The 22022-nt window shown below is 70.4% G+C and carries 22 protein-coding genes and 1 pseudogene; 13 read left to right on the top strand and 10 right to left on the bottom strand.

Going from position 1 to position 22022, the window contains the following annotated elements; translation table 11 throughout:
• Positions 1–3: 3 nt before the first annotated feature.
• From Prum_RS51730 to Prum_RS21260, 7 genes and pseudogenes are all read right to left on the bottom strand, one after another.
• Positions 4–612 carry a hypothetical protein gene (locus tag Prum_RS51730; protein ID WP_246278012.1) on the bottom strand — a complete coding sequence of 203 codons (609 nt, stop codon included), beginning with the start codon at positions 610–612 and terminating at the stop codon, positions 4–6.
• Entirely contained in the window at positions 609–1745 is a 1137-nt protein-coding gene (locus Prum_RS21235) for a M23 family metallopeptidase (RefSeq protein WP_173078116.1), read from the bottom strand. The genes Prum_RS51730 and Prum_RS21235 overlap by 4 nt, the downstream gene beginning before the upstream one ends.
• Positions 1742–2290, bottom strand: a complete 549-nt coding sequence (locus Prum_RS21240; protein ID WP_173078117.1) for a hypothetical protein — start codon at positions 2288–2290, stop codon at positions 1742–1744. Before Prum_RS21240 ends, Prum_RS21235 begins: the two co-directional genes overlap by 4 nt.
• A 5-nt stretch (positions 2291–2295) precedes the next feature.
• Positions 2296–4205, bottom strand: a pseudogene (locus Prum_RS21245) (MFS transporter).
• Between the two features lies 1 nt (position 4206).
• A complete protein-coding gene (locus Prum_RS21250) occupies positions 4207–7530 on the bottom strand; it encodes an ATP-binding protein (protein ID WP_173078118.1) in 3324 nt (1107 codons plus the stop codon).
• Positions 7531–7564: 34 nt separating this feature from the next.
• Positions 7565–7927, bottom strand: coding sequence for a hypothetical protein (locus Prum_RS21255; RefSeq protein WP_173078119.1), 363 nt, complete (start codon positions 7925–7927; stop codon positions 7565–7567).
• Between the two features lie 14 nt (positions 7928–7941).
• The gene (locus Prum_RS21260; protein ID WP_173078120.1) at positions 7942–8256 is read right to left on the bottom strand and encodes a hypothetical protein; all 315 of its coding nucleotides are present in this window, start codon (positions 8254–8256) and stop codon (positions 7942–7944) included.
• Between the two features lie 369 nt (positions 8257–8625).
• On the opposite strand from Prum_RS21260, the gene folP reads away from it, so the two are divergent.
• The 7 genes from folP to Prum_RS21295 all read left to right on the top strand — a co-directional run bounded on the left by folP (position 8626) and on the right by Prum_RS21295 (position 13172).
• Positions 8626–9435: a dihydropteroate synthase gene (folP, locus tag Prum_RS21265; RefSeq protein ID WP_173083984.1), complete on the top strand. Its 810-nt coding sequence runs from the start codon at positions 8626–8628 to the stop codon at positions 9433–9435.
• On the top strand, positions 9432–9797 hold the full coding sequence (gene folB / locus Prum_RS21270; protein WP_173078121.1) for a dihydroneopterin aldolase: 366 nt from the start codon (positions 9432–9434) through the stop codon (positions 9795–9797). Before folP ends, folB begins: the two co-directional genes overlap by 4 nt.
• Complete coding sequence (gene folK, locus Prum_RS21275) at positions 9794–10318, top strand: 2-amino-4-hydroxy-6-hydroxymethyldihydropteridine diphosphokinase (protein WP_173078122.1); 525 nt, start codon at positions 9794–9796, stop codon at positions 10316–10318. Before folB ends, folK begins: the two co-directional genes overlap by 4 nt.
• Before the next feature lie 47 nt (positions 10319–10365).
• Positions 10366–10833, top strand: coding sequence for a DUF3180 domain-containing protein (locus Prum_RS21280; protein ID WP_173083986.1), 468 nt, complete (start codon positions 10366–10368; stop codon positions 10831–10833).
• Between the two features lie 154 nt (positions 10834–10987).
• Positions 10988–12322, top strand: coding sequence for an ABC transporter permease (locus Prum_RS21285; RefSeq protein ID WP_173078123.1), 1335 nt, complete (start codon positions 10988–10990; stop codon positions 12320–12322).
• Between the two features lie 9 nt (positions 12323–12331).
• A complete protein-coding gene (locus tag Prum_RS21290) occupies positions 12332–12631 on the top strand; it encodes a hypothetical protein (RefSeq protein ID WP_173078124.1) in 300 nt (99 codons plus the stop codon).
• 43 nt (positions 12632–12674) lie between these two features.
• Entirely contained in the window at positions 12675–13172 is a 498-nt protein-coding gene (locus Prum_RS21295; protein WP_173078125.1) for a hypothetical protein, read from the top strand.
• Positions 13173–13241: 69 nt separating this feature from the next.
• On the opposite strand, the gene Prum_RS21300 is transcribed toward Prum_RS21295, so the two are convergent.
• Positions 13242–14240: an ABC transporter ATP-binding protein gene (locus tag Prum_RS21300; protein WP_173078126.1), complete on the bottom strand. Its 999-nt coding sequence runs from the start codon at positions 14238–14240 to the stop codon at positions 13242–13244.
• Between the two features lie 2 nt (positions 14241–14242).
• Between Prum_RS21300 and Prum_RS21305 the strand changes: the two genes are divergently transcribed.
• The 4 genes from Prum_RS21305 to Prum_RS21320 all read left to right on the top strand — a co-directional run bounded on the left by Prum_RS21305 (position 14243) and on the right by Prum_RS21320 (position 18116).
• Entirely contained in the window at positions 14243–14932 is a 690-nt protein-coding gene (locus Prum_RS21305; protein WP_173078127.1) for an ABC transporter permease, read from the top strand.
• Positions 14929–15633, top strand: a complete 705-nt coding sequence (locus Prum_RS21310) for an ABC transporter permease (RefSeq protein ID WP_173078128.1) — start codon at positions 14929–14931, stop codon at positions 15631–15633. Before Prum_RS21305 ends, Prum_RS21310 begins: the two co-directional genes overlap by 4 nt.
• Before the next feature lie 171 nt (positions 15634–15804).
• Positions 15805–16785, top strand: coding sequence for a glycine betaine ABC transporter substrate-binding protein (locus Prum_RS21315; RefSeq protein ID WP_246278013.1), 981 nt, complete (start codon positions 15805–15807; stop codon positions 16783–16785).
• Positions 16786–16958: 173 nt separating this feature from the next.
• Complete coding sequence (locus Prum_RS21320) at positions 16959–18116, top strand: hypothetical protein (protein WP_173078130.1); 1158 nt, start codon at positions 16959–16961, stop codon at positions 18114–18116.
• Positions 18117–18132: 16 nt separating this feature from the next.
• Here Prum_RS21320 and Prum_RS21325 read toward each other — a convergent pair whose 3' ends face one another.
• Together Prum_RS21325 and Prum_RS21330 are read right to left on the bottom strand one after the other, a co-directional pair.
• Positions 18133–19275 carry an NADH-quinone oxidoreductase subunit D gene (locus Prum_RS21325; protein WP_371871249.1) on the bottom strand — a complete coding sequence of 381 codons (1143 nt, stop codon included), beginning with the start codon at positions 19273–19275 and terminating at the stop codon, positions 18133–18135.
• Entirely contained in the window at positions 19268–20191 is a 924-nt protein-coding gene (locus tag Prum_RS21330; protein ID WP_173083988.1) for an SAM-dependent methyltransferase, read from the bottom strand. Before Prum_RS21330 ends, Prum_RS21325 begins: the two co-directional genes overlap by 8 nt.
• 156 nt (positions 20192–20347) lie before the next feature.
• Between Prum_RS21330 and Prum_RS21335 the strand changes: the two genes are divergently transcribed.
• Both Prum_RS21335 and panC read left to right on the top strand, forming a co-directional pair.
• A complete protein-coding gene (locus tag Prum_RS21335) occupies positions 20348–21193 on the top strand; it encodes a Rossmann-like and DUF2520 domain-containing protein (protein WP_173078132.1) in 846 nt (281 codons plus the stop codon).
• Positions 21190–22014, top strand: coding sequence for a pantoate--beta-alanine ligase (panC, locus tag Prum_RS21340; RefSeq protein ID WP_173078133.1), 825 nt, complete (start codon positions 21190–21192; stop codon positions 22012–22014). Before Prum_RS21335 ends, panC begins: the two co-directional genes overlap by 4 nt.
• Positions 22015–22022: the final 8 nt, after the last annotated feature.

Here is a 22022-nt window from a genome sequence, read left to right on the forward strand (position 1 = left end):
GCTTCACTCTATCCAGAGCAAATTGACGGGAATCTCACGGGTTTTCGGAGCTCGGCCATTCGCTGCCCACCGATACCATTCCAGTTCAGTTGCAACTCGTGCGCAGGTGTAGCCGTCGGTGCTCGTATGCAGCTCAGTGACCGCGCGCAAGTCACGGCGCTCTACTCCTTCTACGACCTGCACCACTCGATGACCTGTAAGCCGCGACACATCCATAATGGCTATTGGTTCTCGCCGCGGAGGAGCGTCTAGCGACACGAGACGATCAGGCATATCGTTTCGATCGTGTGGGACGATCTCGTTGCGTGCACCTAGTACTTCTACCCATACTTGTTCGGCTGGTATGAGAGGCGCGAACACCTCGACCTGTTCCAGTTCGGCCCTGTACCACTCATGTTCCGGCATTACCGGGATGTAGGTCCGGCTGCCTTGCACCACCCTTTCGTCAGCTCGTAGGTCGCACCGCCACCCAAGTCCTGGAAGGCCGACGATCACGCGACGGCCACGCAGATCGTCGTGGTTCAACGCCGGCATCGGAACAATAGGCCTCGGCGGATGCGGCGCCCAATCGGGCCGGCCGGCGAACGGATCTGGTCGAGGTTCGCGGCTCATGGGTTGCTGCCCAGTGGCGCACCCTTGTCCCGCATGAATGCCGCCGGGTCGATCTTGTCACCCTTACCGGGGTCGTAGACCTCGAAATGCAGGTGCGGGCCCGAGGAATGACCACTAGTGCCGACCAGGCCGATTTCTTCACCAGCAGCCACCATCTGCCCGACCGTCACCTTTGGCCGGACGACCATGTGGCAGTACATGGTCACGAAGTTGCCGGCGTGACGGATCTTCACGTACCAGCCACAGCCGGGCGTCGAGGGAGAACCATCGCGATCGCAGAGCCTGCCGGACCGGTCAACGTCGCATCGCGCGGTAATAACTTGGCCAGAAGCCGCAGCGCGAATGGGTGTATTGCGGCCGGCGCCGAGATCCACGCCGTCATGGGTCGGACGCTCGGCGGTGCGGAACCCGGAAACGATGAGCGCACGGACCGGGACCGTCCAACCCGATGCGGCGATCTCGCCGGCTGCGGCACACCGGGCGGTGGTGCCATCGCCAGCCGCCCTCCCCGCTCCGCCCGTCAGGACGTTGACAATCTGGGTCGCTAGAGGCTCATGCTTCGCGTACGCGTCGGGGTAGGCGCTGCGCTGCACTTTCTGCGCGGCATCGGTCAGCGCCATCCGCTGCCAGCCCTGGATGGCCAGCAGCTTCTCGTAGAACTTGCGCGAGGCGTACTTCGGATCCTGGAGCTGCTCCGGCGTCCCCCAACCCTGGCTCGGGCGTTGCTGAAAGAGGCCGACGGAGTCATGGTCGTTGTCCGGACCGAGATGCGGCAGGTTCGTCAGCGCGGACTCCTGCATGGCGGTCGCGACGGCGATGATCCAGCCGCGAAAGGGCACACGCAGATGGGATCCGACGTTGACGATGGTGGCGGCATTGCGAATCTGGTTCTGGCCGTAAGGGCCGACGCTGGGCAACTCCTTGGACGCGTCGACGATGCCCGTTTCGCCACAACCGAACGCATTACTCAGCAAGCTGTTGTCCTCCCCGCCAAGGTCGGTGAGGAAGTACGAGGTGACCCCACCCCCGCAGCAAAGCAAGGCCAATGTCGCGACGAGAGCCGCCGCGAGCCCAACCTTCCGAGTGGACCGACGGCGAGTTCGCTCAACGTCGCTCACGAGGTTGTCGGTCATGCCCGCTCCCAGTCCACGCCGTCGACCAGCCAGCGCCCGGCGACGGCGGTCAAGCGCAGCCGCAGTAGGCCGGAGTCGACGCGGATCGTCGCGTCGACGATGTTCTCCGCGTACGGAATCAGGACGGGCTTGCCGGTGAGGCGGTCGGCGGGGACCGCGGCCGGATCGACATCGGCCAGCTTTCCGGCCAGCGTCTCTGTGCAATGCGGCAACAGCCCGGCATACCAGCGGTCGGCGGTTGTGTCGCGGTGATCGACCCACGCCATCCCGAAGGCTTCGGCAACCGTGGCGGGGGCGGCAGTCCCCGGACTGATGACGGGTACTGGCGCAGACTCGGGTGTGGCTAGGCCGTCATCGGCAGCCGTCGGGCTGGCGGTGATGATCGGCTGGTCGGGCGCGCCGCGCGTTCCCGGGACGGCGTCCGTGGAGCTGGAAAACAGTTTTGCGGCACCGACGATGCCAAACACGACGATTGACAGGACCAGGGCCACGCCGACGCGGGACCGAAGGATCCCGCGGACGATGACCTCGATGGCCCGGCGCATTCGTGTCACCTGGCCTCGGCGCGCACCCGGGGCGTCGGTGCGGGCTCCGTGGCTGGCTCACCGTCGGGCCGGTAGATGGTGTAGGCCGGTGGCTTCTCGGGGACATCCGGCTCCACCCACTGGGCCGGGCGCCGCGTGCGTGACGGGGCCGGCGAGGCTCCGCGGGATGGCGGCGAAACGTCGGGGGCTGCCGCTCCATCGCGCTCTTGGCCGTCGGCTCGTGACGTACTGGCGTGCGAAGGGTCCTCGTCCCGGGCTTCAGGCCGAAGGCTGGTCTGCTCAACGACGACCTGGCGCCGCTTGCCAGCTTGTGGCTCGGCGGTGCCGCCCGGCTCGGCGACGTTGAGTTTCGCAGCCTCTCGAACGTCGCGGAAGAAGCGGCGATGCCAGGAACCCGCAGATGTGATCGCGGCAGTACCGTCCTTGCCGCCAAGTTGGGTGATCCGGCGGTACGGACGCAGGAGGAGCCAGCCGACAACGCCGCACAGCCAGACGAGGACCACCTGCAACCAACCCGGCAAGGTGGGTGTGCTCATGATCAGGTCGACCGCGAAGAGATAGATCGCTGCGCCGGTACCGAAGATGGCGATATTGAAGACGGCTGCCACCACGGCGTTGGCCAGCCGGCGGATGCCCGCACTGGCGGGCCGCATCAGGCCAACCGTGCCGAGAATCGGGGCGGCGATGACCGCCCAGCGGAAGATCAGGAAGCCGAGCAGTACCAACAGCGAGGCGGTGAGGTCGAACATCGCGAACAGAAGGGCGGCGAGCACGGCGATGAAGCCGGCGCCTATCCGCTCCATGTCCTTGGTCCCTTGCAGGTACTCGTAGGCCTCTGGATCTTCGGTCTTGATTTGCTCCGCGACCTTCATCCATTGCCGTTCCTTGGCCGCCTTAGTGGCTTCGCGGGTGGCTGGGTTGGAGCGTAGTTTTTCAGTTTCATCCCAGCTTAGGGACTTGGCGTCGTACAGGGCGCGGCCGTATTTCTTCGCGGTCTCGCTGTCGGCCGAACCAAGAACGCCGCGGAGCCAGTTGCGGTACAGCATCGTTTCGGTGACGGTATCGCTGGCCCGCACCGCCGGGGGCGATGATCCGTACACGCCTCGGGATTTCCGAGCCGGCATTCGCCGGGCGGCCTATCCATTGAGCGGGGACCGACCGCGTCGTGCACGACCCCCAGCGTGCCGACGAGGGTGGAGTCCGCGACGTTGGCCGATTTCACCGGCCACGCCGCCAGTGCCGTTACGGCGACCATGATGAGCAGCGCCCACCCTGCCGTGGTCATCGCGTTACTCATGTCTGCTTGACGGGACCGCCAGAGCAGGTACAAACCCACCACGGCCAGCGTGACGATACCGAAAACGCTGAAGACCTTTTGGTAGACCGCCTTGGTCGCCTGGTCTACCAAGGGGTCGGCCCAGCCCCACATCGACTCTGGATCCCAGGCTCGTTCCCTTAGCGCATTCGACGCGCCGATGATCGCGGTCGCAATCATGAACTCGCCGTTGGCGACCGTGGTGGTGAACTTGTACTCGGGATGGGTAAGCTTTGAGGCGCATCCGTTGTCGATATCGTAGGTCGTGTAGCCGTATCCGGCGTAGCCGTAGTCGGTGTAGAGGCCCTTCGGGCCGTCCTTTTTCGATGCCTCGGGGCGACTTGCGAACCAGCCGGCGAGGCCGGAGTCCGGCGTGCCGGGGGTCGGGGCGGTGAGACATTCCGCGCGTGCGGCCGCCACGTCCTGAAGCTTGTCGACGCAGGCTCGGAAGTCGGCTTGCCACTCCTGCGTTGTGCAAAGGTCGCCGGGGGCTTGTGTTGGCATGGTTGGGTACGCGGACGCCGGCCCTGTGGGCCAGACGAGGGACGTGGCGGCGGATACGAGGATGACGAGGAGTAGCGCGGTCGCGCGCCTGGTCACCTCACACCTCCGCGTCGGATGCGCCGGTGGGCAGGGACTGTGCCGCTGTAGCGACTGCCGGTGTGGTGTCGAGGTGGTCGAGGAGGCCCTCGACGTACGACACGTCCACTCTTATCTTCTGCACGCGCCCATCCACGTCCCGCATGACGAACTCCCGGAATCCGAGTCGTGAAGCCGATGACGTGTCCACATTAGACAATGAAGCGAGCGTTGCCTCGTAACCGTCGTTCACCGGCACGCGGAGAAGTCGCAGCGCCTCGGACGCGATCTCGACGTCTTCGGCGATCCGCCCGACGAAGACGGTGGAGACCAGGTTCTGTACGTCGAGGCCGAGGATGTCGCGCGGGTTCTGGGAGGCGACCAGCGCTGCCAGGTTCCACTTGCGGGAGTCCCGCGCCAGCCGTACGAGGAAGGAGCGGCCGGAGCGCCATCCCTCCATGAAGTGCGCCTCGTCCAAGCCCACCATCTTGCGGGACGACATCGAGCCGCCGTAGCAGCGCCGTACGGCCAGCCGGTGCGCGGTGTGCAGCATCGGCAGGGCCAGCGCCTCCTCGGCCGACCAGTACTCCCGCTCGATCTTCAGGTCGGGCAGGCGCAGGCCGGCCATGGTGATGACGGTCAGCGCGGCGTCGGCGCCGAGCAGCCCTTCTGGTGGGCGGCCGAAGAAGAGCAGGGCGAGCGGCATCTCGGCGGTGTCCAGGAGCAGGTTGGCCAGCTCGCGGCCCTCGTCGTTGTCCAGGCTGGACAGGCAGGCGACCACGTCGTCCAGCGTGGACGTCTCTTCGGCCGGCACCTGCCGTACGGCGTGGCGCAGCAGGGTCGCCGTCGCCGCCTCGCGGGCGACCTGCGGCGGCACCAGCATCGAGCAGATGTCCTGTACGAGCATGCGGCGCTCGGCCCGGGCGTTGGACACCGCGATCTCGAACTCGCGGTCGCCGGGCGGCCCGGCGGCGAATTCCGACCGCAGTGGCGTGGGGATCAGCGAGTACGGGGCGAGCGTGCCGTGCTCGGAGCCGGTCAGGTTGAGCACCCGCGAGTATGGCCGCAGCTCCGGCATCGCGCATAGCCGGGCGAGCGGGCCGGACGGGTCGAGCAGGGTGACCTGTACGCCGCGCCGGGCGGCCAGGTAGCCCAGCGCGCCGAGCAGCGTCGACTTGCCACCGCCCGGCTCGGCGACGAAGACGGCGAGCCCGGACCGCTCCCGTACCTCCATGGGGAAGTGCAGGTCGAGGAAGACCGGCCGCCGGCAGGTGCCCGACGTGCGCCCGATGAGGTCGCCGCGCCGGTCGCCCACCGTGGACGCCGCCTGGGGCAGCGCGGCGGCGAGCAGCTTGACCGGCATGCGCCGGATGTAGCCGGTGTTGGCGATGGGCTCGCCGGGGATGAACTCCCGCGCCAGCCAGTCCTGGTTTTTCGGGTGCTGCAGCGAGATGCGCAGCTCGCGGGAGTAGAGCTGGATGAGCCGCCGGGCCCGTTCCAGGCACTCCTCCCGGGTGCGTCCGCCGACCGCGATCCGGTGCCAGCCGTGTGCGCGCGCCGACTCGACCGGCAGGCCGGTGGTCATCTCGTCGCCGATGACGAGGGCCCGCTTGGCCAGCCGTTCGAGCTCGGGCGGGGCGTCGATGCCGTGCTCGGCGTAGTCGAGCTGCTGGGAGCGGATCATCCGGAGGCGGTGTTCGAGGTTCTTGAACGAGTCGCCGGAGCCCAGCAGGTCGACCCGCGAGGACAGCTCCATGGGCCAGGGCAGCCGCTCGTGGAAGTGCATCCACGGCTCGTGCTTTTCGGGGATCTCCAGCGGCTCCATCCGGCCGACGGCGAGCACGGCGACGTGCCGCTCCTCGCCGGTCATCCGGTTGACCAGCTTGACCGTCGAGCCGTACGGGGTCCGGTAGCGCTCGATCTGCTCGGTCAGCGCCAGCAGGTCGCCGCGCTCCCACTGTCCGCCGGTGACGGGAGACAGCGCGGTCGGCGGCGCCATGCACAGCGCGACCGAGCGGTAGAGCAGCCACTCCAGTTCGTGCGGCGTCACCTGCCGCCCCCGCATGCCGAACGCGCCGAGCACCTCGTCGAACTGTTCCACCGTGCGCCCGAGCTTGCGCCGCTCGCCTTCGGCGACGCCCCGCCCGAACGCCCGCAGCAGCCGCTCGGCCAGCGAGTCGCCGAGCGACCGCCGGGCGAACGTCACGCCCAGGTACGTCTGGCCCTCCGCGTGGTTGACCGACAGCAGGTGGCGCTGCGCGGCCACCAGGTGGTCGGACCAGGAGGTGGCGCCGGGTGCGTTGCCGAGCGGGTGCGGGGTGTGCATGTCGAGGGTGCGGGCCCACTCGTCGGCCGGGAACGGCCGGGTGGTGCGGCGCAGGTGCAGCCGGAACCCGGCGAGCCCCGCGTACTGCTCGGAGATCGCCGACAGCAGCGCCTCGCGCTCCGCGTCCGGCCGGAACGCCCAGCGCACCTCCGGCAGCCAGTACCAGGCGGTCACCGTGTGCGGCGTGAACGTCAGGTGGCCGGCGATCTCGGTGATCGCCAGGTCCACGGCCGGGTCGCGGTCCGCGAACTTGATCTTCGGGGCGCGGACCGGCTTGGGCGCCGACCCGGGCCGCTTCTTGACCCCGGACCGCCGCTCGCGCGGCGGCGCCTCGTCCTCCGCCGGCCGTCGCGGCTCCTCCGGCCGCCGCCGGGGCGCCGGCTCCGCGCTCGGCCGCCGCACCGGGGCCTCGGCCATCGGCTCCCGCACGGCCGGCAGGTTCACCGGCCCCCGGGCAGCCGTGACGTCGTGCGCGTTCGCTGTGCCGGCGGACGCGGCACTGTCAAGGGCCGCATGGCGCGGTGGGCGCTCGGCCCGCGCCGGCGGCCGCGTGGCCGCTGCTGGTCCGGCTTCTTTCGGGGGTACGCCTTTCAGGTCCCGGTCGTGGTCGGGTCGGGCGGCCGCGCCGGTGCCGTTGGCTGCCGGCCGGACGGGTTCCACGGCAGGCTGGGGCGCCGGCGACCGCGCCGGCGCTCTGCTGGCGCGCTCGCTCCGCTCGCCTGGGCCGGCAGTCGGGGCCGGTCGGCCGGCCTGGCCGGGGAAGAGGTCGAGGAAGGGCGAGTCGATGTCGGGGTGTTCGGTCTCGCCGCGCCCGTTGCTCGCGGCCGGGGGTGCCGGCCGGCGCGACGGCTGGGGGGCCTGGAAAACGGCGACCGCGCCGTGGTCGGGGCTGGTGATCAGGTCGCCGGCGTCATCGTCATGATCAAACGGCGAGTAGTCGTCTGGTCGCACAGCGTTACCTTGAGGGTCGGCCGGCACGCCGACCGGACGAGGGGAGCCCGGTGGGGAGGGTGGGGTCATGCCATCGCTCCGCGCAGAAGGCCGTGAGTGCTCCTCATACCAACTCCTCCCGGATCCGGATCCGGGTAGCGACGAGGCGCGGGTCGCGCAGCTCCGTCACGGGCTCCCGGGTGCGGCGCCAGTCGGTCAGGGCGGTCCGGATCACCATGCGCGCGGGACGGTCGGGATCGACGTACCGAAATATGAAGGACGTCGTCACGACAGCGAGCGCGATCTCCCATGCTGGGAACAGTTCCACGTCCCACGTGATGAGGTAATGAATGAATATGAAGAGGGGCACGAGCAGCATAAAGACGCCGTACTGGGCGTACGGCAGGTGGATGGGCAGCGTGTAGCCGGGCGGGCCGAGGTAGACCAGGCGAGCCCGGTAGATGTCGTCGTCGGTACGCAGCCGCATATCGAGCCCGCGGCCTACTCGAAGATCAAGTTGATGATGTAGTCGCCGACGAAGAACAGTGTCGCCGCTCCCGCGATGAACGCCAGGCCCACGATCGCGATCGCCGAACTCGTCAACACCTTCGATATCTCGCCCTTGCTGGCCCGGCCGATGAAGATCACGCCCAGTACGGCGAGCAGGATCGGCGCGATGTTGCTGGCGAAGAAGGTGACGATGTTTTCGGTGTCGATACCCTTGGGTTCCGGCTCCGCCGCAGGTATGAGGGCGAGCGCGTCAGCCGCGTGCGTGGCCGTTGACCACGCCGCTGTGACGAACTCTGTGGTGTTCATTGGTAAGGACCTCCCCGGTGCGCAGCCCGTCGGCGGTGGGAGTAGGCGGGTTGCCCCATCACTCACTGTCTGGCGTTCACCACATATGGTGAACTTTTCTGGGCGTTTTGTCCTGCTTTAGCCCATCTCCTCAAGCTATGACGTCTGAATGATGCGCAATTGCAAAGCGTACGGGGCACCCCCCTTTCTGCCAAGCTACGAAGCTCGTGACCTGTGGTTCGGGCGTGGCTCATGATAACTTGTCTCGAACATTTGTGCTAATCGGGGCCGGCGAGCAGCGGTTTGATCGCCGGTCGGTACCGTCTATTCGTGACAGAATCACGCCTCACCGCAGCGGTGGAACTCCTGCGGTCGGCGCGCCCCGTCGTGATGGGGGTTCTGAACGTAACGCCCGATTCATTTTCCGATGGCGGACGCTATGTGTGTCGTTCGGACGCCGTCCGGCACGGCGTGGAGATGCGCGATCAGGGCGCCGGCATCGTCGACATCGGCGGCGAGTCGACGCGGCCCGGCGCCGCACGCGTGGACGCGGAGACCGAGGCCAAGCGCGTATTGCCGGTCATCCGCGAGCTGGCCGCCGCCGGCGTACTCATGAGTATCGACACCACTCGGGCGAGCGTCGCCGCGGCGGCCCTAGAGGCCGGCGCCGTCGTTGTCAACGACGTGTCGGGCGGACTCGCCGACGCGGACATGGGAAAGGTGGTCGCGGAGGCCGGCTGTCCCTGGGTGCTGATGCACTGGCGGGGCCACTCCCGGCGGATGCAGGACCTGGCCACGTACGCCGACGTGGTGGCCGAGGTACGCGCCGAACTGGGCCAGCGGGTCGACCAGGCGCTCGCCGCCGGCGTCCGCGCCGACCGGCTGGTGATCGACCCGGGCCTCGGCTTCGCCAAGAAGCCGGCGCACAACTGGCAGCTCACGCGGCACCTGGACGAGCTGATGACGCTCGGCTACCCGGTGCTCGTCGCGGCCAGCCGGAAGTCGTACCTGGGCGCGCTGCTGGCCGGTCCGGACGGCACTCCGCGGCCGGCGGACGAGCGGGAGGCGGCGACGGTCGCCACCAGCGTCCTGGCCGTGGCCGCGGGCGCCTGGGGGGTGCGGGTGCACGACGTACGCGGGACGGTGGACGCGCTGGCCGTCTGGGAGGCGTCCGGCGCACCGAGGCTGGTGCGACCGTGACCGACCAAATCACCCTGACCGGGCTGCGCGCCCGCGGCCGCCACGGCGTGTACGACTTCGAGCGCGAGCAGGGCCAGGACTTCGTCGTGGACGTGGTGCTGGATCTCGACCTCGGCCCGGCGGCCCGCTCCGACGACGTGGCCGACACCGTGCACTACGGCGAGCTGGCCGAGCGCCTGGTCGCGGTGGTCACCGGCGAGCCGGTCAACCTGATCGAGACGCTGGCCGAACGGCTGGCGACCCTCTGCCTCGCCGACCGCCGGGTCGCCGCGGCGACCGTGACGGTGCACAAGCCGCAGGCCCCGATCGCCCACGAGTTCGCCGACGTCGCGGTGACCGTGTCCCGGTGGCGGGAGCCATGACCCGGGCCGTCCTCTCGCTGGGCAGCAACCTCGGTGACCGGTTCGGCCACCTCCGTACCGCGGTGGCGGGCCTGTCCGACGTGTTGCTGGTGGTGTCCGGGGTGTACGAGACGCCACCCTGGGGCGACGAGGACCAGCCGGCGTACCTGAACGCGGCGGCGCTGGTCCACGACCCGGCGGCCACGCCGCGGGACTGGCTGGCGCGGGCGCGGGCGCTGGAGGAGGCGGCCGGCCGGGTACGCGACCCGGCCCGCCCGTTCGGGCCGCGCAGCCTCGACGTGGACGTGATCGCGGCGTGGACCGACGACGGTGTGCCGATTCGCGGTGACGACCCCGAGCTGACTCTCCCGCACCCGCGCGCCCACCTGCGTGCCTTCGTGCTCCGGCCGTGGATCGACATCCAGCCGTACGCGCAGCTGCCGGGCCACGGGACGCTGTCCGACCTGCTCCAGACCGAACCCCTCGCGGGAGACGCCCTGGCCGTCAGCCCTCGACCGCACCTGCGGTTAGAGTCGGAGTGATGGAACCGGAGTCTCCACCGCGCGGTGCCGCGCCGCACGGACCGCGAATGGGCCCGACCCGGCCCGCCACGCTGGTCGTGGCCGGCCTCGCCGCGGCCGCGGTGGCGTGGTGGCTGATCAGCAGCTTCTACAACGACATTCCGAGCCTGCCATGGTTACCCACTGTGACGCTGGCGGCGCTGGCCGTGCTCGAAGCGTACGTCGCGATCAACACCCGGGCCGGCATCGAGCGGCGCCCGGGGCGGGAGCCGGTCGACCCCCTCGCGGTCGCGCGGTACGCCGTGCTCGCGAAGGCGTCCTCACTGGCCGGGGCCATCTTCGCCGGGTTCTACGCGGGACTGCTGGGGTGGCTGCTGATCGAGCGCACCAGGGCGGCCAGCAACGACATCCCGGCCGCCTCCGCCGGCCTGGTCGCCTCGTTGGCACTGGTCGGCGCGGCCCTGTGGCTGGAGCGCTCGTGCCGGGTTCCGAAGCGTCCAGATGATGAGAAAGAATCGGATAGGTCCGACAAGTAGGGCACCCACCGATGCGGGGTGTCGTACACAGGGGGTGACGTCCCTGGGTAGAGCCGAGTACGGTGCGGCTGACTGGTTTCAATCCGTCGTGCGTCCGGATCCGTAAAGCTAGGCGGCGCGAAGCCAGGCTGAACGACCACAGGAGGCGCGCAAAATGGCGTACGACGAGCCGGCCTTTCGGCGGCGCGACACCGGCAGCACGGACCCGATCGGGGGCGGGCTGCGGGAAGACGCGCGCTTCGGTACGGACGGGGGCTTCGGCTCCACACCGACGTACCAGACCGGCAGCTTCCCGGTGGCCAACGAATTCCGCGAACCGGAGCCGATGGAGCTGACCCAGCGCCGCGCGGTCTCCTCGACGAACCTGGACGACGTCTTCGACGACCCGACGCACGGCGAGCCCGGCCGCGACCGCATGGGCGTGCACGTGGCCTGGGAGATCATCCTGCTGATCGCCGCCGGCGGCGTCGCGTTCCTGCTCTACCGCGCGAACCCGGACGCCGTCCGCGGTGCCGCGCTCGACCAGCTCCTGGTGCAGGCGGCGGCCCTCGGCCTGATCGCGCTCGGGGCCAGCCTCACTCTCCGGGCCGGCGCACCCAACCTGGCCCTCGGCACGATCGCGGTCGCCTCGGCGCTGCACTTCGCGGAGAACGGCGACCGGGGCGTGCTGATAGCCGCTGGCGAGGCGACCGTCGCCGCCGCGATCCTGGGCCTGGTGATGGCCGTCCTCGTGGTCGGCTTCCACGTGCCCGGCTGGGCGGGGTCCCTCGCCGGCGTGCTGGCGGCGCTCGTCTTCATCCAGCAGCGGTCCGCGCCGGTCAACTTGCAGGGCGAGTACGACCCGACCGAGCAGGCCCTGTACCTCTTCGCCGGGATCGCCGCCCTGTCCGTACTCGGTGGCCTGATCGGCATGATCAAACCGGTGCGCCGGGCGGTGGGCCGCTTCCGTCCGGTGGCCGACCCGGCCCGCCGCCGTGGCGGCCTGGCCGCCGTGCTGACCGGCGGCTCGCTGGTGCTGTCCAGCGCGTTCGCGGCGGTGGCCGGCATCCTGCTGGTGGCCGGCGAGAACGCGCCGGTGGTGCCCTCGCCGGGGCTGGAGTGGACCGGCCTGGCGATCGGTGCCGCGCTGCTCGGCGGCGCGAGTGCCTTCGGCCGGCGCGGCGGGATCTTCGGCACGATCCTGGCGGTCGTGCTCGTCACCCTGTTCCTGCGGTACGAGGCCGAGACCGACTGGGACATCTCCCTCTTCGCGATCGCGGGCGGCGTGCTGGCGGCCGGCCTGGTGGTGACCCGGCTCGTCGAGTCGTACGGGCGGCCGCGCTCCCGGGGCGACGGCCTGGACGACGAATGGACCGAGCCGGACCCGCCGGCGTCCAACTGGTCCTCCCGGCGGGACCGCGAGGATTCCTGGGTCTCCCCGCTCCCGGCGCAGCCCGCGGCCGGTCGGTCGGACCCCTGGGAAGACCGCTGGGGCACGAGCGGCCGATAAGCTCACGGTATGTCAGAGAGCACGTTTGCCGAGTTGGATGCCCTATCCACAGAGGAGTTGCGGGAGCGGGCGTTCGCCGTGGCCCGGCACCGCCGCGACGTGGGCTTCTTCTGGTCAGTGCTCCGGCACCTGCCGCACGCCGACGACATCGAGGAGCTGGACGGCTCGCCCAACGCGGTCGGCCCGACGATCGACGAGGCCGTCGCGCTGTGGCGCGAGTTCACCGGCCACGGGTACGACGCGGACTCCGAGCCGCTGCTGCGCGCCGCCTTCATCGACTACCTCATGAAGCACCCAGCGGGTAAATAACGACAGGTTTGACTCCAGCGATGCCTTGGGAATCTAAGGCGTCATGGCGCTCACCACCACCCGGAACAAGACCACCACGGGCGCGGGCACCATCGCGGCGCTCGTGCTGGTCCTGGTCTTCGGCAGCCCCTGGTACGGGGACTGGGCCGAGTCCAACACCGACGCGAATACGGCGGGCGGCTGGTTCCTCCAGTTGCTCGCATGGCCGGCCTGGCGGTTCGACTCCGACATGCCGGTGCAGGACGTCATCGCCACCAACCTCCGGGCGATCCTCGTGATCCTCCTTACCGCAGCGTTCCTCTACGCACTGCCCGGCACCCAGCTGGCCCGGGCCCGCGGCACCCTCGCGCAGTTCTTCGCCGGGTGGTCCGCATACGTCTTCGCCGGGGCGTTCGCCTCGCTCTTCGCGGCACTGATCCAGTCCAACCCCACCCTGCTCGGCGCCTTCCGGGCCGCCGGCAGCGGGGCCACGTACGGCCTCTTCGTCGGGTGGATCATCGGGCTGGCCACTTTGGGAGGCTGGCGCGGCCGGTCGACGTAGCCCCCGACACGGTGATCAGGGCGTCCTTCAAGTCATCGGAACGACTTGAAGGACGCCCTGATCACGGTCTTAGTCGGCGGGGTAGTCGATGCTCAGTACGCGGTGGCGGGTGAGCAGGCCGACGGGCTGCCCGTTCTCGGCGATCAGGGCGTGGTCCGAGTTCGTGACGAGCATGGCGGCGAGCGCGTCGTACAGGGACGAGCCGAGCTCGGCCTCCGGGTAGCCGTCGTGGTCGCCGGACAGCGGCTCCAGCATGTCGCGGGTGACCGGGGTGACGGCCAGCCGGCGGATCCCCCGGTCGGCGCCCACGAACTCGCGCACGAACGAGGAGGCCGGCCGCCCGAGCAGGTCGGCCGGGGTGGCGTACTGCTCCAGCTTGCCGCCCTGAGAAAGGACGGCGATCCGGTCGCCGAGGCGTACCGCCTCGTCCAGGTCGTGGGTGACCAGCACGATGGTCTTGCGCACGTCTTCCTGTAGCCGCAGGAATTCCTCCTGCAGCCGGGCCCGCACGATCGGGTCGACCGCGGAGAACGGCTCGTCCATCAGCAGTACGACGGGGTCGGCCGCGAGCGCCCGGGCCACCCCGACGCGCTGCCGCTGCCCGCCGGACAGCTCCTGCGGATACCGCCTCCCGAACTGCACCGGGTCGAGGCCGACCAGGTCCAGCAGCTCGTCGGAGCGGGCCCGGACCTGCGCCCGGGACCAGCCGAGCAGCCGAGGCACGGTGCCGACGTTGGTCCGGATGGTCTGGTGCGGGAAGAGCCCGACGTTCTGGATGACGTACCCGATGCGCCGGCGCAGCTGCACCGGATCGACCCGGGTGACGTCTTCGCCGTCGAGCAGGATTTTGCCGGCGGTGGGCTCGATCAGCCGGTTGATCATGCGGAGCACGGTGGACTTGCCGCAGCCGGACGGTCCGATGAGGACGACCAGTTCGCCGGCCCGGACCTCCAGGCTCAGGTCGCCGACGGCGACGGTGCCGTCCGGGTACTGCTTGCGAATTCCGACAAGTTCTATCGGCGCGGCCTTCTTTTGTGCCGCGTCGTCGGCCTCCGGGGTACGGTCCACGTATGTCCTTCCGGCTCGCTCTTCAGGAAAGCCCGGGTAACCCGTGGTTTTCCTGGCAGTACGTGCGGGACAACTCCGACACCATTCTCGCCGCGCTGCGCGAGCACGCGACCCTGACCGCCGAGGCGGTGCTGATCGCGACCCTCATCGCGGTGCCGCTGGCCGTCGTGGCGTACTGGTTCCGGCCCCTCACCGGGCCGATTCTCGCACTCTCCGGCGTGCTCTACACCATCCCCTCACTGGCGTTGCTCGCCTTCGTCGCGCCGTACGTCGGCACCACCAACCCGGCGTCCGTGCTGATCGCGCTCGTGCTCTACGCCCTGTTGCTGATCGTGCGCAACGCGCTCGCCGGGCTCAACCAGGTGCCGGCCGAGGCGCGCGACGCCGCGCAGGGCATGGGGTACGGCCGGTGGGGCCGCCTGCTCCGGATCGACCTGCCACTGGCCCTGCCCGGCATCGTGACCGGCCTCCGCCTGGCCACCGTGTCGACGGTGGCGCTGGTCACGGTCGGGGCCCTGATCGGGTACGGCGGCCTGGGTGACCTGATCATGACCGGCTTCCGGAACAACTTCTACAAGGCCGAGATCCTCACCGGCGCGGTGATGTGTGTGGGGCTCGCCCTCGTACTCGACCTGGTGCTGGCCACGGTCGGCCGGCTGCTCACCCCGTGGACCCGCAGAGGTCCGGCATGACGTCGGACAACCCGATCCAGCAGGCCGTGCTCTGGCTCAACGACCCGCTCAACTGGACCAACCCGGGCGGCATCCTGGACCGCCTCGGCGAGCACCTGTGGATATCCGCGGCGGCGGTGGCGCTCGGCTGTGTAGTGGCCTGGCCGATCGGGATGTGGCTCGGCCACACCGGACGCGGTGGCGGCGCGGTCGTGTTGATCTCCAACCTCACCCTGGCCATCCCGACGATCGCCCTGCTCACGATCCTGCCGCTGACGTTCCTGGGCTTCGGCAAGCCGCCGGTGATCGTGGCGCTGGCCGTGTTCGCCGTGCCGCCGCTGCTGGCCAACGCGTACACCGGGGTGCGGTCGATCGACCCGGAGGCGCGGGACGCGGCGCGCGGGATGGGCCTGTCCGGCTGGCAGGTGCTCACCCGGGTCGAGTTGCCGCTCGCGGTGCCCTACCTGGCAGCAGGGTTCCGGACGGCTGCCGTTCAGGTAGTGGCGACCGCCGCCCTGGCGTCGTTCGTCAACGGCGGCGGGCTGGGCCAGATCATCAGCGCCGGCTTCGGCCTCGGCATCGCGGTGGGCGGCGGTCAGATCCTGGCGGGCGGCATCCTGGTCGCCCTGCTCGCCCTGCTGGTCGAGAGTGCCCTGGCGCTGGTCGAGCGGGCCGTCACGCCCCGACCTCTGCGGAGGGCGCCGCGCGCCGCCCGCGCATGACGATCAGGTGACAACAAATCGCGTCGAGTTGTCGGTCCCCCTGAAAGGATGTTGGCTGATTTCGCGGGCGGCGGCAGCAGACAGTCGTCCGCCAGACACGCGGCCGGCCATAAGGGTCGCGCCGGGACACGGAAGGCGGGCATGACAATGCGCGCACGTATACGTCTGGCTGTGGGCGCGGTAAGCGTCCTCGCCGGCGCGGGGATCCTCGCGGGTTGCGGGGAATCGGGATCTTCGGGCACGGAGGCCCCGGCCACGGCCGCCAACGGCGCCGGCTGTGCGCCGGTGGCAGGCAACAAGCTCGTGGTCCTCGAAGACGACAAGAAGCTACAAAACACCGACAACGTGGTGCCGGCGATCAACTCGAAGGCATCGACGCCGGAATTGGTGGCGGCGCTCGACAAGGTGTCGGCGGCCCTCGACACGACGAAGCTGATCGCGCTCAACAAGGCGGTCGACGTCGACCGCAAGACGCCGAAGGTGGCCGCCGAGGAGTTCGCGACGGCCAACTCGCTGACCACCGGCATCACCAAGGGCCAGGGCGGCACGATCGTGATCGGCGCGGCCAACTTCAGCGAAAACCAGACGCTCGGCGAGCTGTACCAGATCGTGCTGAAGGCGGCCGGATTCCAGACCAAGCTCCAGCAGATCGGCAACCGTGAGCTCTACGAGCCGGCGCTGGAAAAGGGTGAGATCCAGGTGGTGCCGGAGTACGCGGCGACCATGGCCGACTTCCTCAACGGCAAGGTCAACGGCGCCAGCGCGGCCGCGATCTCGTCCTCCGACCTCGCCAAGACGATGGAGGGCCTGAAGGCGGTCGGTACGAAGGTCGGCATCACGTTCGGCACGCCCTCGGCGGCGCAAGACCAGAACGCGTTCGCCGTGACCGAGGCGGCCGCCACGAAGTACGGCCTCAAGACCCTCTCTGACCTGGCCGCGAAGTGCTCGGGGCAGGCGACCGTCATGGGTGGTCCGGCGGAGTGCCCGCAGCGGCCGAAGTGCCAGAAGGGCCTTGAGGAGACCTACGGATTCAAGGCCGGCTCGTTCAGCTCGCTCGACGCGGGCGGCCCGCAGACCAAGTCCGCGCTGACCACCGGCACGATCACCGTCGGCCTGGTGTTCTCGTCGGACGGTGCACTGGCGGCCGGCTGACGCAACGACGGACGGGTGCGGGATCGGTCCCGCACCCGTCCGGTTGCCCATTCGTGGTACGAATCGCGGACTTTCCCGTGAAATGAGCGTGGCGCACCCGCGTGCGTCGTTGTTTTGGTGTGCAGGAGAACAGCCATTCCGCTGACCCGGAAGAATCGGTAGGCTCCTCAGCCATGCCGGCCTCCGAACCGCCATCAGAGCGGCCGGGCAGGCGGATGCTCACGGTGGTGTTCTGGTCGGGGGTGGGACTGGCACCGCTGGCGGCACTGTTGCTGCTGGTGGGTCAGGGCGCTGGGGCGCTTCGAGTGGCCGCCGTGCTCGCCGTACTCGCTGTTGTCCTTATTGGTCTGTCGATTACCTTGCGCCGTGACGCCGAGACCGTACGCCTCGACATGGAGGAGACGCTTCTCGAAGAGGTCGATATGTTGCGGGAAGATGTCCGAAAAGACATCGCGACCGCGGCGCGCGCGACCCACAAGGCGTTCGGGGAAAAGCTGCAGGCGCTACAGGAGACCGTGCAGGCACTGCGGGCCCAGATAGAAATGAACGCCGCGGGCCAACCGGGTGGGGCACAGCGCCAGGAGGCGCCCGCCGCCATCCCGCAGCCGGCGGTGGCCGGACACGTCGGTGGGCGGGCCCGCGTGCCCGGTGGCGTGGTGCGGCACACCGAGACCGTGCAGGTGACCACCCGCCAGACCATCGTCGACCCGCACGGCGACGACCCGGGCAGCGGCACCGTCTACGGCGCGAACACGTACGGCAGCGGGTATGGAAACGGCGGGTACGGCGACGACTGGTCCGCTCCGCCACCTCCCCCGCCGCCGACCCGGGGTCGCCGGGCCGCCGAGCCGGACGAGGAGTCCTGGAGCGACCAGCGCCTGCGGGGCGGCGGCGACGGGCGCCGGCCCCGGCCGTACGACCGGGGCGAGGGCGACCCTGGCGACGAGGGCCGGTGGACCACCGGGATGCGGGCCGGCGACCGATGGACCGCGGTACGCAGCGACGAGCGCGGCCGCGAGGTGCGGATGGGCGAGCGGCGGGCGGCCATGCACTCCGACGAGTCCGGCAGCGAGATGCGCATCGAAGACCGCTGGGCGGCCGTACGCCGGGAGGAGCCTCGCCGCGACGACTACCGGGCCGAGGTGAGCTGGCGCCCGTCCCCCGAAGGCTCCTGGCCGCAGGAGGAGCGGTGGGAGCGCCGCCCCGCCGCCGGAGCCCTGCCCGCCGGCGGGATCGAGCCCACCACGTCGTGGGGCCAGCAGTGGAGCGCGCCGGAGCGCGAGCCGGCCGGCCGGCGCCGCCGATACCGCGACGAGGACGAATACCGCTGACCTATTACTTGTCGACTTACTTGTCGATGTCGCCGACCACGAAGAACATCGAGCCCAGGATCGCGATCAGGTCGGGCACCAGGCTGCCGGGGATGAGCGTCGACAGTGCCTGCACGTTGGCGTACGACGCGGTGCGCAGCTTGAGCCGCCACGGCGTCTTCTCCCCACGGGACACCAGGTAGTAGCCGTTGATGCCGAGCGGGTTCTCGGTCCAGGCGTACGTGTGACCCTCGGGCGCCTTGACCACCTTGGGCAGCCGTACGTTGACCGGCCCGGTGATCTGGTCGACCCGTTCCAGGCAGCGCTCGGCGAGGTCCAGCGAGACGTACACCTGATCGAGCATCACCTCGAAGCGCGAGTGGCAGTCGCCGGCGGTCCGGGTGACCACCGGCACGTCCAACTCGCCGTAGGCGAGGTACGGCTCGTCCCGGCGCAGGTCGAAGTCGAGGCCGGACGCGCGCGCCACCGGGCCCGAAGCGCCGTACGCGGCGGCCGCGGCGGCGGACAGCACGCCCACGCCCACGGTCCGGGCCAGGAAGATCTCGTTGCGGCGGATCAGGTTGTCCAGGTCGGGCAGGCGCCGCCGGACTTGGCCGATGGCCTCCCGCGCCCGCCGCGTCCAGCCGGCCGGCGCCTCCTCCTTCACCCCGCCGACCCGGTTGAACATGTAGTGCATGCGGCCACCGGAGATCTCCTCCATGACCGCCTGCAGCGTCTCCCGCTCCCGGAACGCGTAGAACACCGGCGTGATAGCGCCAATCTCCAGCGGGTACGACCCGAGGAACATCAGGTGGTTGAGCGCCCTGTTCAGCTCGGCGAGCGCGGTGCGCAGCCAGACCGCCCGCTCCGGCACCTCCAGGCCCATCAGGCGCTCGACGGCGAGGACCACGCCCAGCTCGTTCGAGAACGCGGAGAGCCAGTCGTGCCTGTTCGCCAGCACGATGATCTGCCGGTAGTCGCGGACCTCGAACAGCTTTTCCGCGCCCCGATGCATGTAGCCGATGATCGGCTCGCAGGAGATCACCCGCTCGCCGTCCAGCACCAGCTTCAGCCGGAGCACGCCGTGCGTCGACGGATGCTGAGGCCCGATGTTGAGCACCATGTCCGCGGTGTCCAGCCCGGCCCCGGTGCCGACCGTGACCTGGCGCAGGTCAGTCATGAGCCTCATCGTCCCACGGCGACCGGATGCCGACGGGGTGCAGGAGCCACCAGTGGCTGCCCAGGCCGGCCGGGTCCAGGAGTTCGGCGGCCTGTGACGCGGCGGCCAGTGCCCGCACGTACCCCGCCGGGTCCGTCGAGGCCAGGGCCAGCGGTGGTCGGGCGCCGTCGACACCGAGCGCCCGCAGCGCCTCCCGCTGCGAGATCAGCGTGTACGGCGGACCGCCCGCCTCGGCCGCCGAATCCATGGCCACATGCGCCGTGATGTCGCACGAGCCGTCGGGTACCGGCGGCACCTGCCGTCCGGCCCGGTACGCGGTGAGCGTCCCGTCGACGGGCCGGCCGTCCCGCAGGTGGCCGTAGTCGACGGCCAGCGCGAGCCCACGCTCCACGGTCGCGACCGCCGCCGCCCAGGCCCGGTCCCGGGGGAGCCCCACCTCGGCCCGCGGGCCAGCGGGCCACCACCTCGACAGCCACGCCGCGTCCGCGGGGGACACCGGCCCGCCCACCGACTCGGCGCCGTGACGGTCCACGGCGACGTACCGGCCGTCGACCACGACGTCGAGCGGCACGTTGTCCAGCCATTCGGTCGCGAGCAGCAGCCCGGTGATCCGGTCCGGGGGCTCCGGGAGCCAGCGGATCGACTCCGGCAATCCGGCCGGTCGCGCGGCCCGTTCGACGGCCGTCAGCCGGACTCGGGCTGAGTGCCCGACAAGCGCGGACAGCAGCTCGCCCCGGCCGGCGCCGATGTCGACGACGTCGAGGACCGCAGGATGATCCAGGGCCGCGTCCACCGCCGCGAGTAGCCGTACGATCGCCCCGGCGAAGATCGGTGACGCGTGCACGCTGGTCCGGAAGTGCGCGGCCGGAGCCTCCGCGACGAAGAAGCCACCCGGTCCGTAAAGGGCGTCTTCCATCGCGTTCCGCCAGTTCGCATTCTGCTCAACCGCCGGCACGATCCACACCCTACGGTCACCGGCGGTGAAAACCTTCACACAGCCTTGTCGCCTCGACAGGACGTAGCTTCATACTGGCGTTGACCGGTACCTACCCACGAGGGCTGGATCAAGATCATGATCGTCGGTGTCATTGGCGCCGGACGCGTCGGGGCCGTGCTGGGCGCGGCCCTTGCCCGTGCGGGCCACCAGGTCGTCGCGGCCTCGGGCTCCTCGGACGCGTCCCGAGCTCGCATCTCCCGCCTCCTGCCCGGCGCGGCGCACCTGCCGCCCGAGGAGGTCGCGCGCGCGGCCACGGACCTGTTGCTCATCGCCGTGCCGGACGACGCGCTCGGTGCGGTCGCCGGCGGCCTGCCCCGGCTCCCCGGGCAGGTGGCGGCCCACACGTCCGGGGCACACGGGATGGCGGTGCTGCCCGAAGGGGTGGCCCTGCACCCCGCCATGACGTTCACCGGCACGGCCGGCGACCTGGCCCGGCTGCCCGGCATCTCGTACGGCGTGACCGCCCCGCCCGGCCTCCGCCCGCTCGTCGAGCGCCTGGTCGCCGACCTCGCCGGTACGCCCGAGTGGGTGGCCGAGGCGGATCGCCCGCTCTACCACGCCGCCCTGGCGCACGGCGCCAACCACCTGGTCACGCTCGTCAACGAGGCCCTCGACCGGCTGCGCGACGCCGGCGTGGTGCACCCCGAGAAGGTGCTCGGCCCGCTGCTCAACGCGTCGCTCGACAACGCCCTGCGGCTCGGCGACGCGGCGCTGACCGGCCCGGTCTCGCGGGGCGACGCCGGCACGGTCGCGCGGCACCTGGACCGGCTCGGTGCGGTCGCGCCAGAATCCGTACCGGCGTACGTGGCGCTGGCCCGGCGTACCGCTGACCGGGCGATCGCCGCCGGCCGCCTGCGCCCGCAGGATGCCGAGCGGCTGCTGGATGTGTTGGCTGGTGCGCGCGAGGAGGCCGCCACGTGAAGGTTGTCCACACCCGGGAAGAGTTGGCGCAGGCGCGGAGCGCGCTTACCGGCAGCGTCGGTGTCGTGCTCACCATGGGCGCGCTGCACGAGGGGCACGAGGCGTTGCTGCGGGCCGCCCGTGCCCGCGCCGACCACCTCGTCGCCACGATCTTCGTCAACCCGCTCCAGTTCGGACCGAACGAGGACTTCGGCCGCTACCCGCGCACCCTCGAGAAGGATCTCGCGGTGTGCGCGGCGGCCGGCGTCGACCTGGTGTTCGCGCCCAGCCGCGCCGACATCTACCCCGACGGCGAGCCGATGGTCCGGGTCAACCCGGGGCCGCTCGGCGAGATCTTGGAGGGCGCCAGCCGCCCCGGGTTCTTCCATGGCGTACTGACCGTGGTACTCAAGCTCTTCCAGCTCACCCGCCCGGACTTCTCGTTCTTCGGGGAGAAGGACTACCAGCAGGTCACCCTGGTTCGCCGCATGGTGCGCGACCTCGACCTGCCGGTGACGATCGTCGCGGTGCCCACCGTCCGCGAACCGGACGGCCTGGCCCGGTCCAGCCGCAACCGCTACCTGGCGCCCGCCGAGCGCGTGGCCGCGCTGACGCTGTCGGCCGCGCTGCGGGCCGGCGTGGCCGCCGCCGGGCGCGGGGAGGACGCCGAGGCTGCCGCCCGCGCGGCCTTCGACGGGGGTACGGCCAAACTGGACTATCTCGTCCTCACCGACCCGGATCTGGGCCCGCCACCCGCGAAGGGGCCGGGCCGGCTGCTGGTGGCCGCCTGGGTGGGCAGCACCCGCCTGATCGACAACGTCCCGGTGGAGCTGGTTGCATGAGGACCGTA

Origin of the sequence: Phytohabitans rumicis, from assembly GCF_011764445.1 — a bacterium.
GTDB lineage: Bacteria > Actinomycetota > Actinomycetes > Mycobacteriales > Micromonosporaceae > Phytohabitans > Phytohabitans rumicis.

Coding starts and splice junctions, on each gene's coding strand:
- Prum_RS21235 (WP_173078116.1), bottom strand. CDS start 1,745: ATGACCGACAACCTCGTGAGCGACGTTGAGCGAACTCGCCGTCGGTCC.
- Prum_RS21250 (WP_173078118.1), bottom strand. CDS start 7,530: ATGACCCCACCCTCCCCACCGGGCTCCCCTCGTCCGGTCGGCGTGCCG.
- Prum_RS21305 (WP_173078127.1), top strand. CDS start 14,243: ATGTCCTTCCGGCTCGCTCTTCAGGAAAGCCCGGGTAACCCGTGGTTT.
- Prum_RS21290 (WP_173078124.1), top strand. CDS start 12,332: ATGTCAGAGAGCACGTTTGCCGAGTTGGATGCCCTATCCACAGAGGAG.
- Prum_RS21240 (WP_173078117.1), bottom strand. CDS start 2,290: ATGCGCCGGGCCATCGAGGTCATCGTCCGCGGGATCCTTCGGTCCCGC.
- Prum_RS21330 (WP_173083988.1), bottom strand. CDS start 20,191: ATGGAAGACGCCCTTTACGGACCGGGTGGCTTCTTCGTCGCGGAGGCT.
- Prum_RS21285 (WP_173078123.1), top strand. CDS start 10,988: ATGGCGTACGACGAGCCGGCCTTTCGGCGGCGCGACACCGGCAGCACG.
- Prum_RS21310 (WP_173078128.1), top strand. CDS start 14,929: ATGACGTCGGACAACCCGATCCAGCAGGCCGTGCTCTGGCTCAACGAC.
- Prum_RS21260 (WP_173078120.1), bottom strand. CDS start 8,256: ATGAACACCACAGAGTTCGTCACAGCGGCGTGGTCAACGGCCACGCAC.
- folK (WP_173078122.1), top strand. CDS start 9,794: ATGACCCGGGCCGTCCTCTCGCTGGGCAGCAACCTCGGTGACCGGTTC.
- folP (WP_173083984.1), top strand. CDS start 8,626: ATGGGGGTTCTGAACGTAACGCCCGATTCATTTTCCGATGGCGGACGC.
- Prum_RS21295 (WP_173078125.1), top strand. CDS start 12,675: ATGGCGCTCACCACCACCCGGAACAAGACCACCACGGGCGCGGGCACC.
- Prum_RS21325 (WP_371871249.1), bottom strand. CDS start 19,275: ATGACTGACCTGCGCCAGGTCACGGTCGGCACCGGGGCCGGGCTGGAC.
- Prum_RS21280 (WP_173083986.1), top strand. CDS start 10,366: ATGGGCCCGACCCGGCCCGCCACGCTGGTCGTGGCCGGCCTCGCCGCG.
- Prum_RS21320 (WP_173078130.1), top strand. CDS start 16,959: ATGCCGGCCTCCGAACCGCCATCAGAGCGGCCGGGCAGGCGGATGCTC.
- Prum_RS51730 (WP_246278012.1), bottom strand. CDS start 612: ATGAGCCGCGAACCTCGACCAGATCCGTTCGCCGGCCGGCCCGATTGG.
- Prum_RS21255 (WP_173078119.1), bottom strand. CDS start 7,927: ATGCGGCTGCGTACCGACGACGACATCTACCGGGCTCGCCTGGTCTAC.
- Prum_RS21335 (WP_173078132.1), top strand. CDS start 20,348: ATGATCGTCGGTGTCATTGGCGCCGGACGCGTCGGGGCCGTGCTGGGC.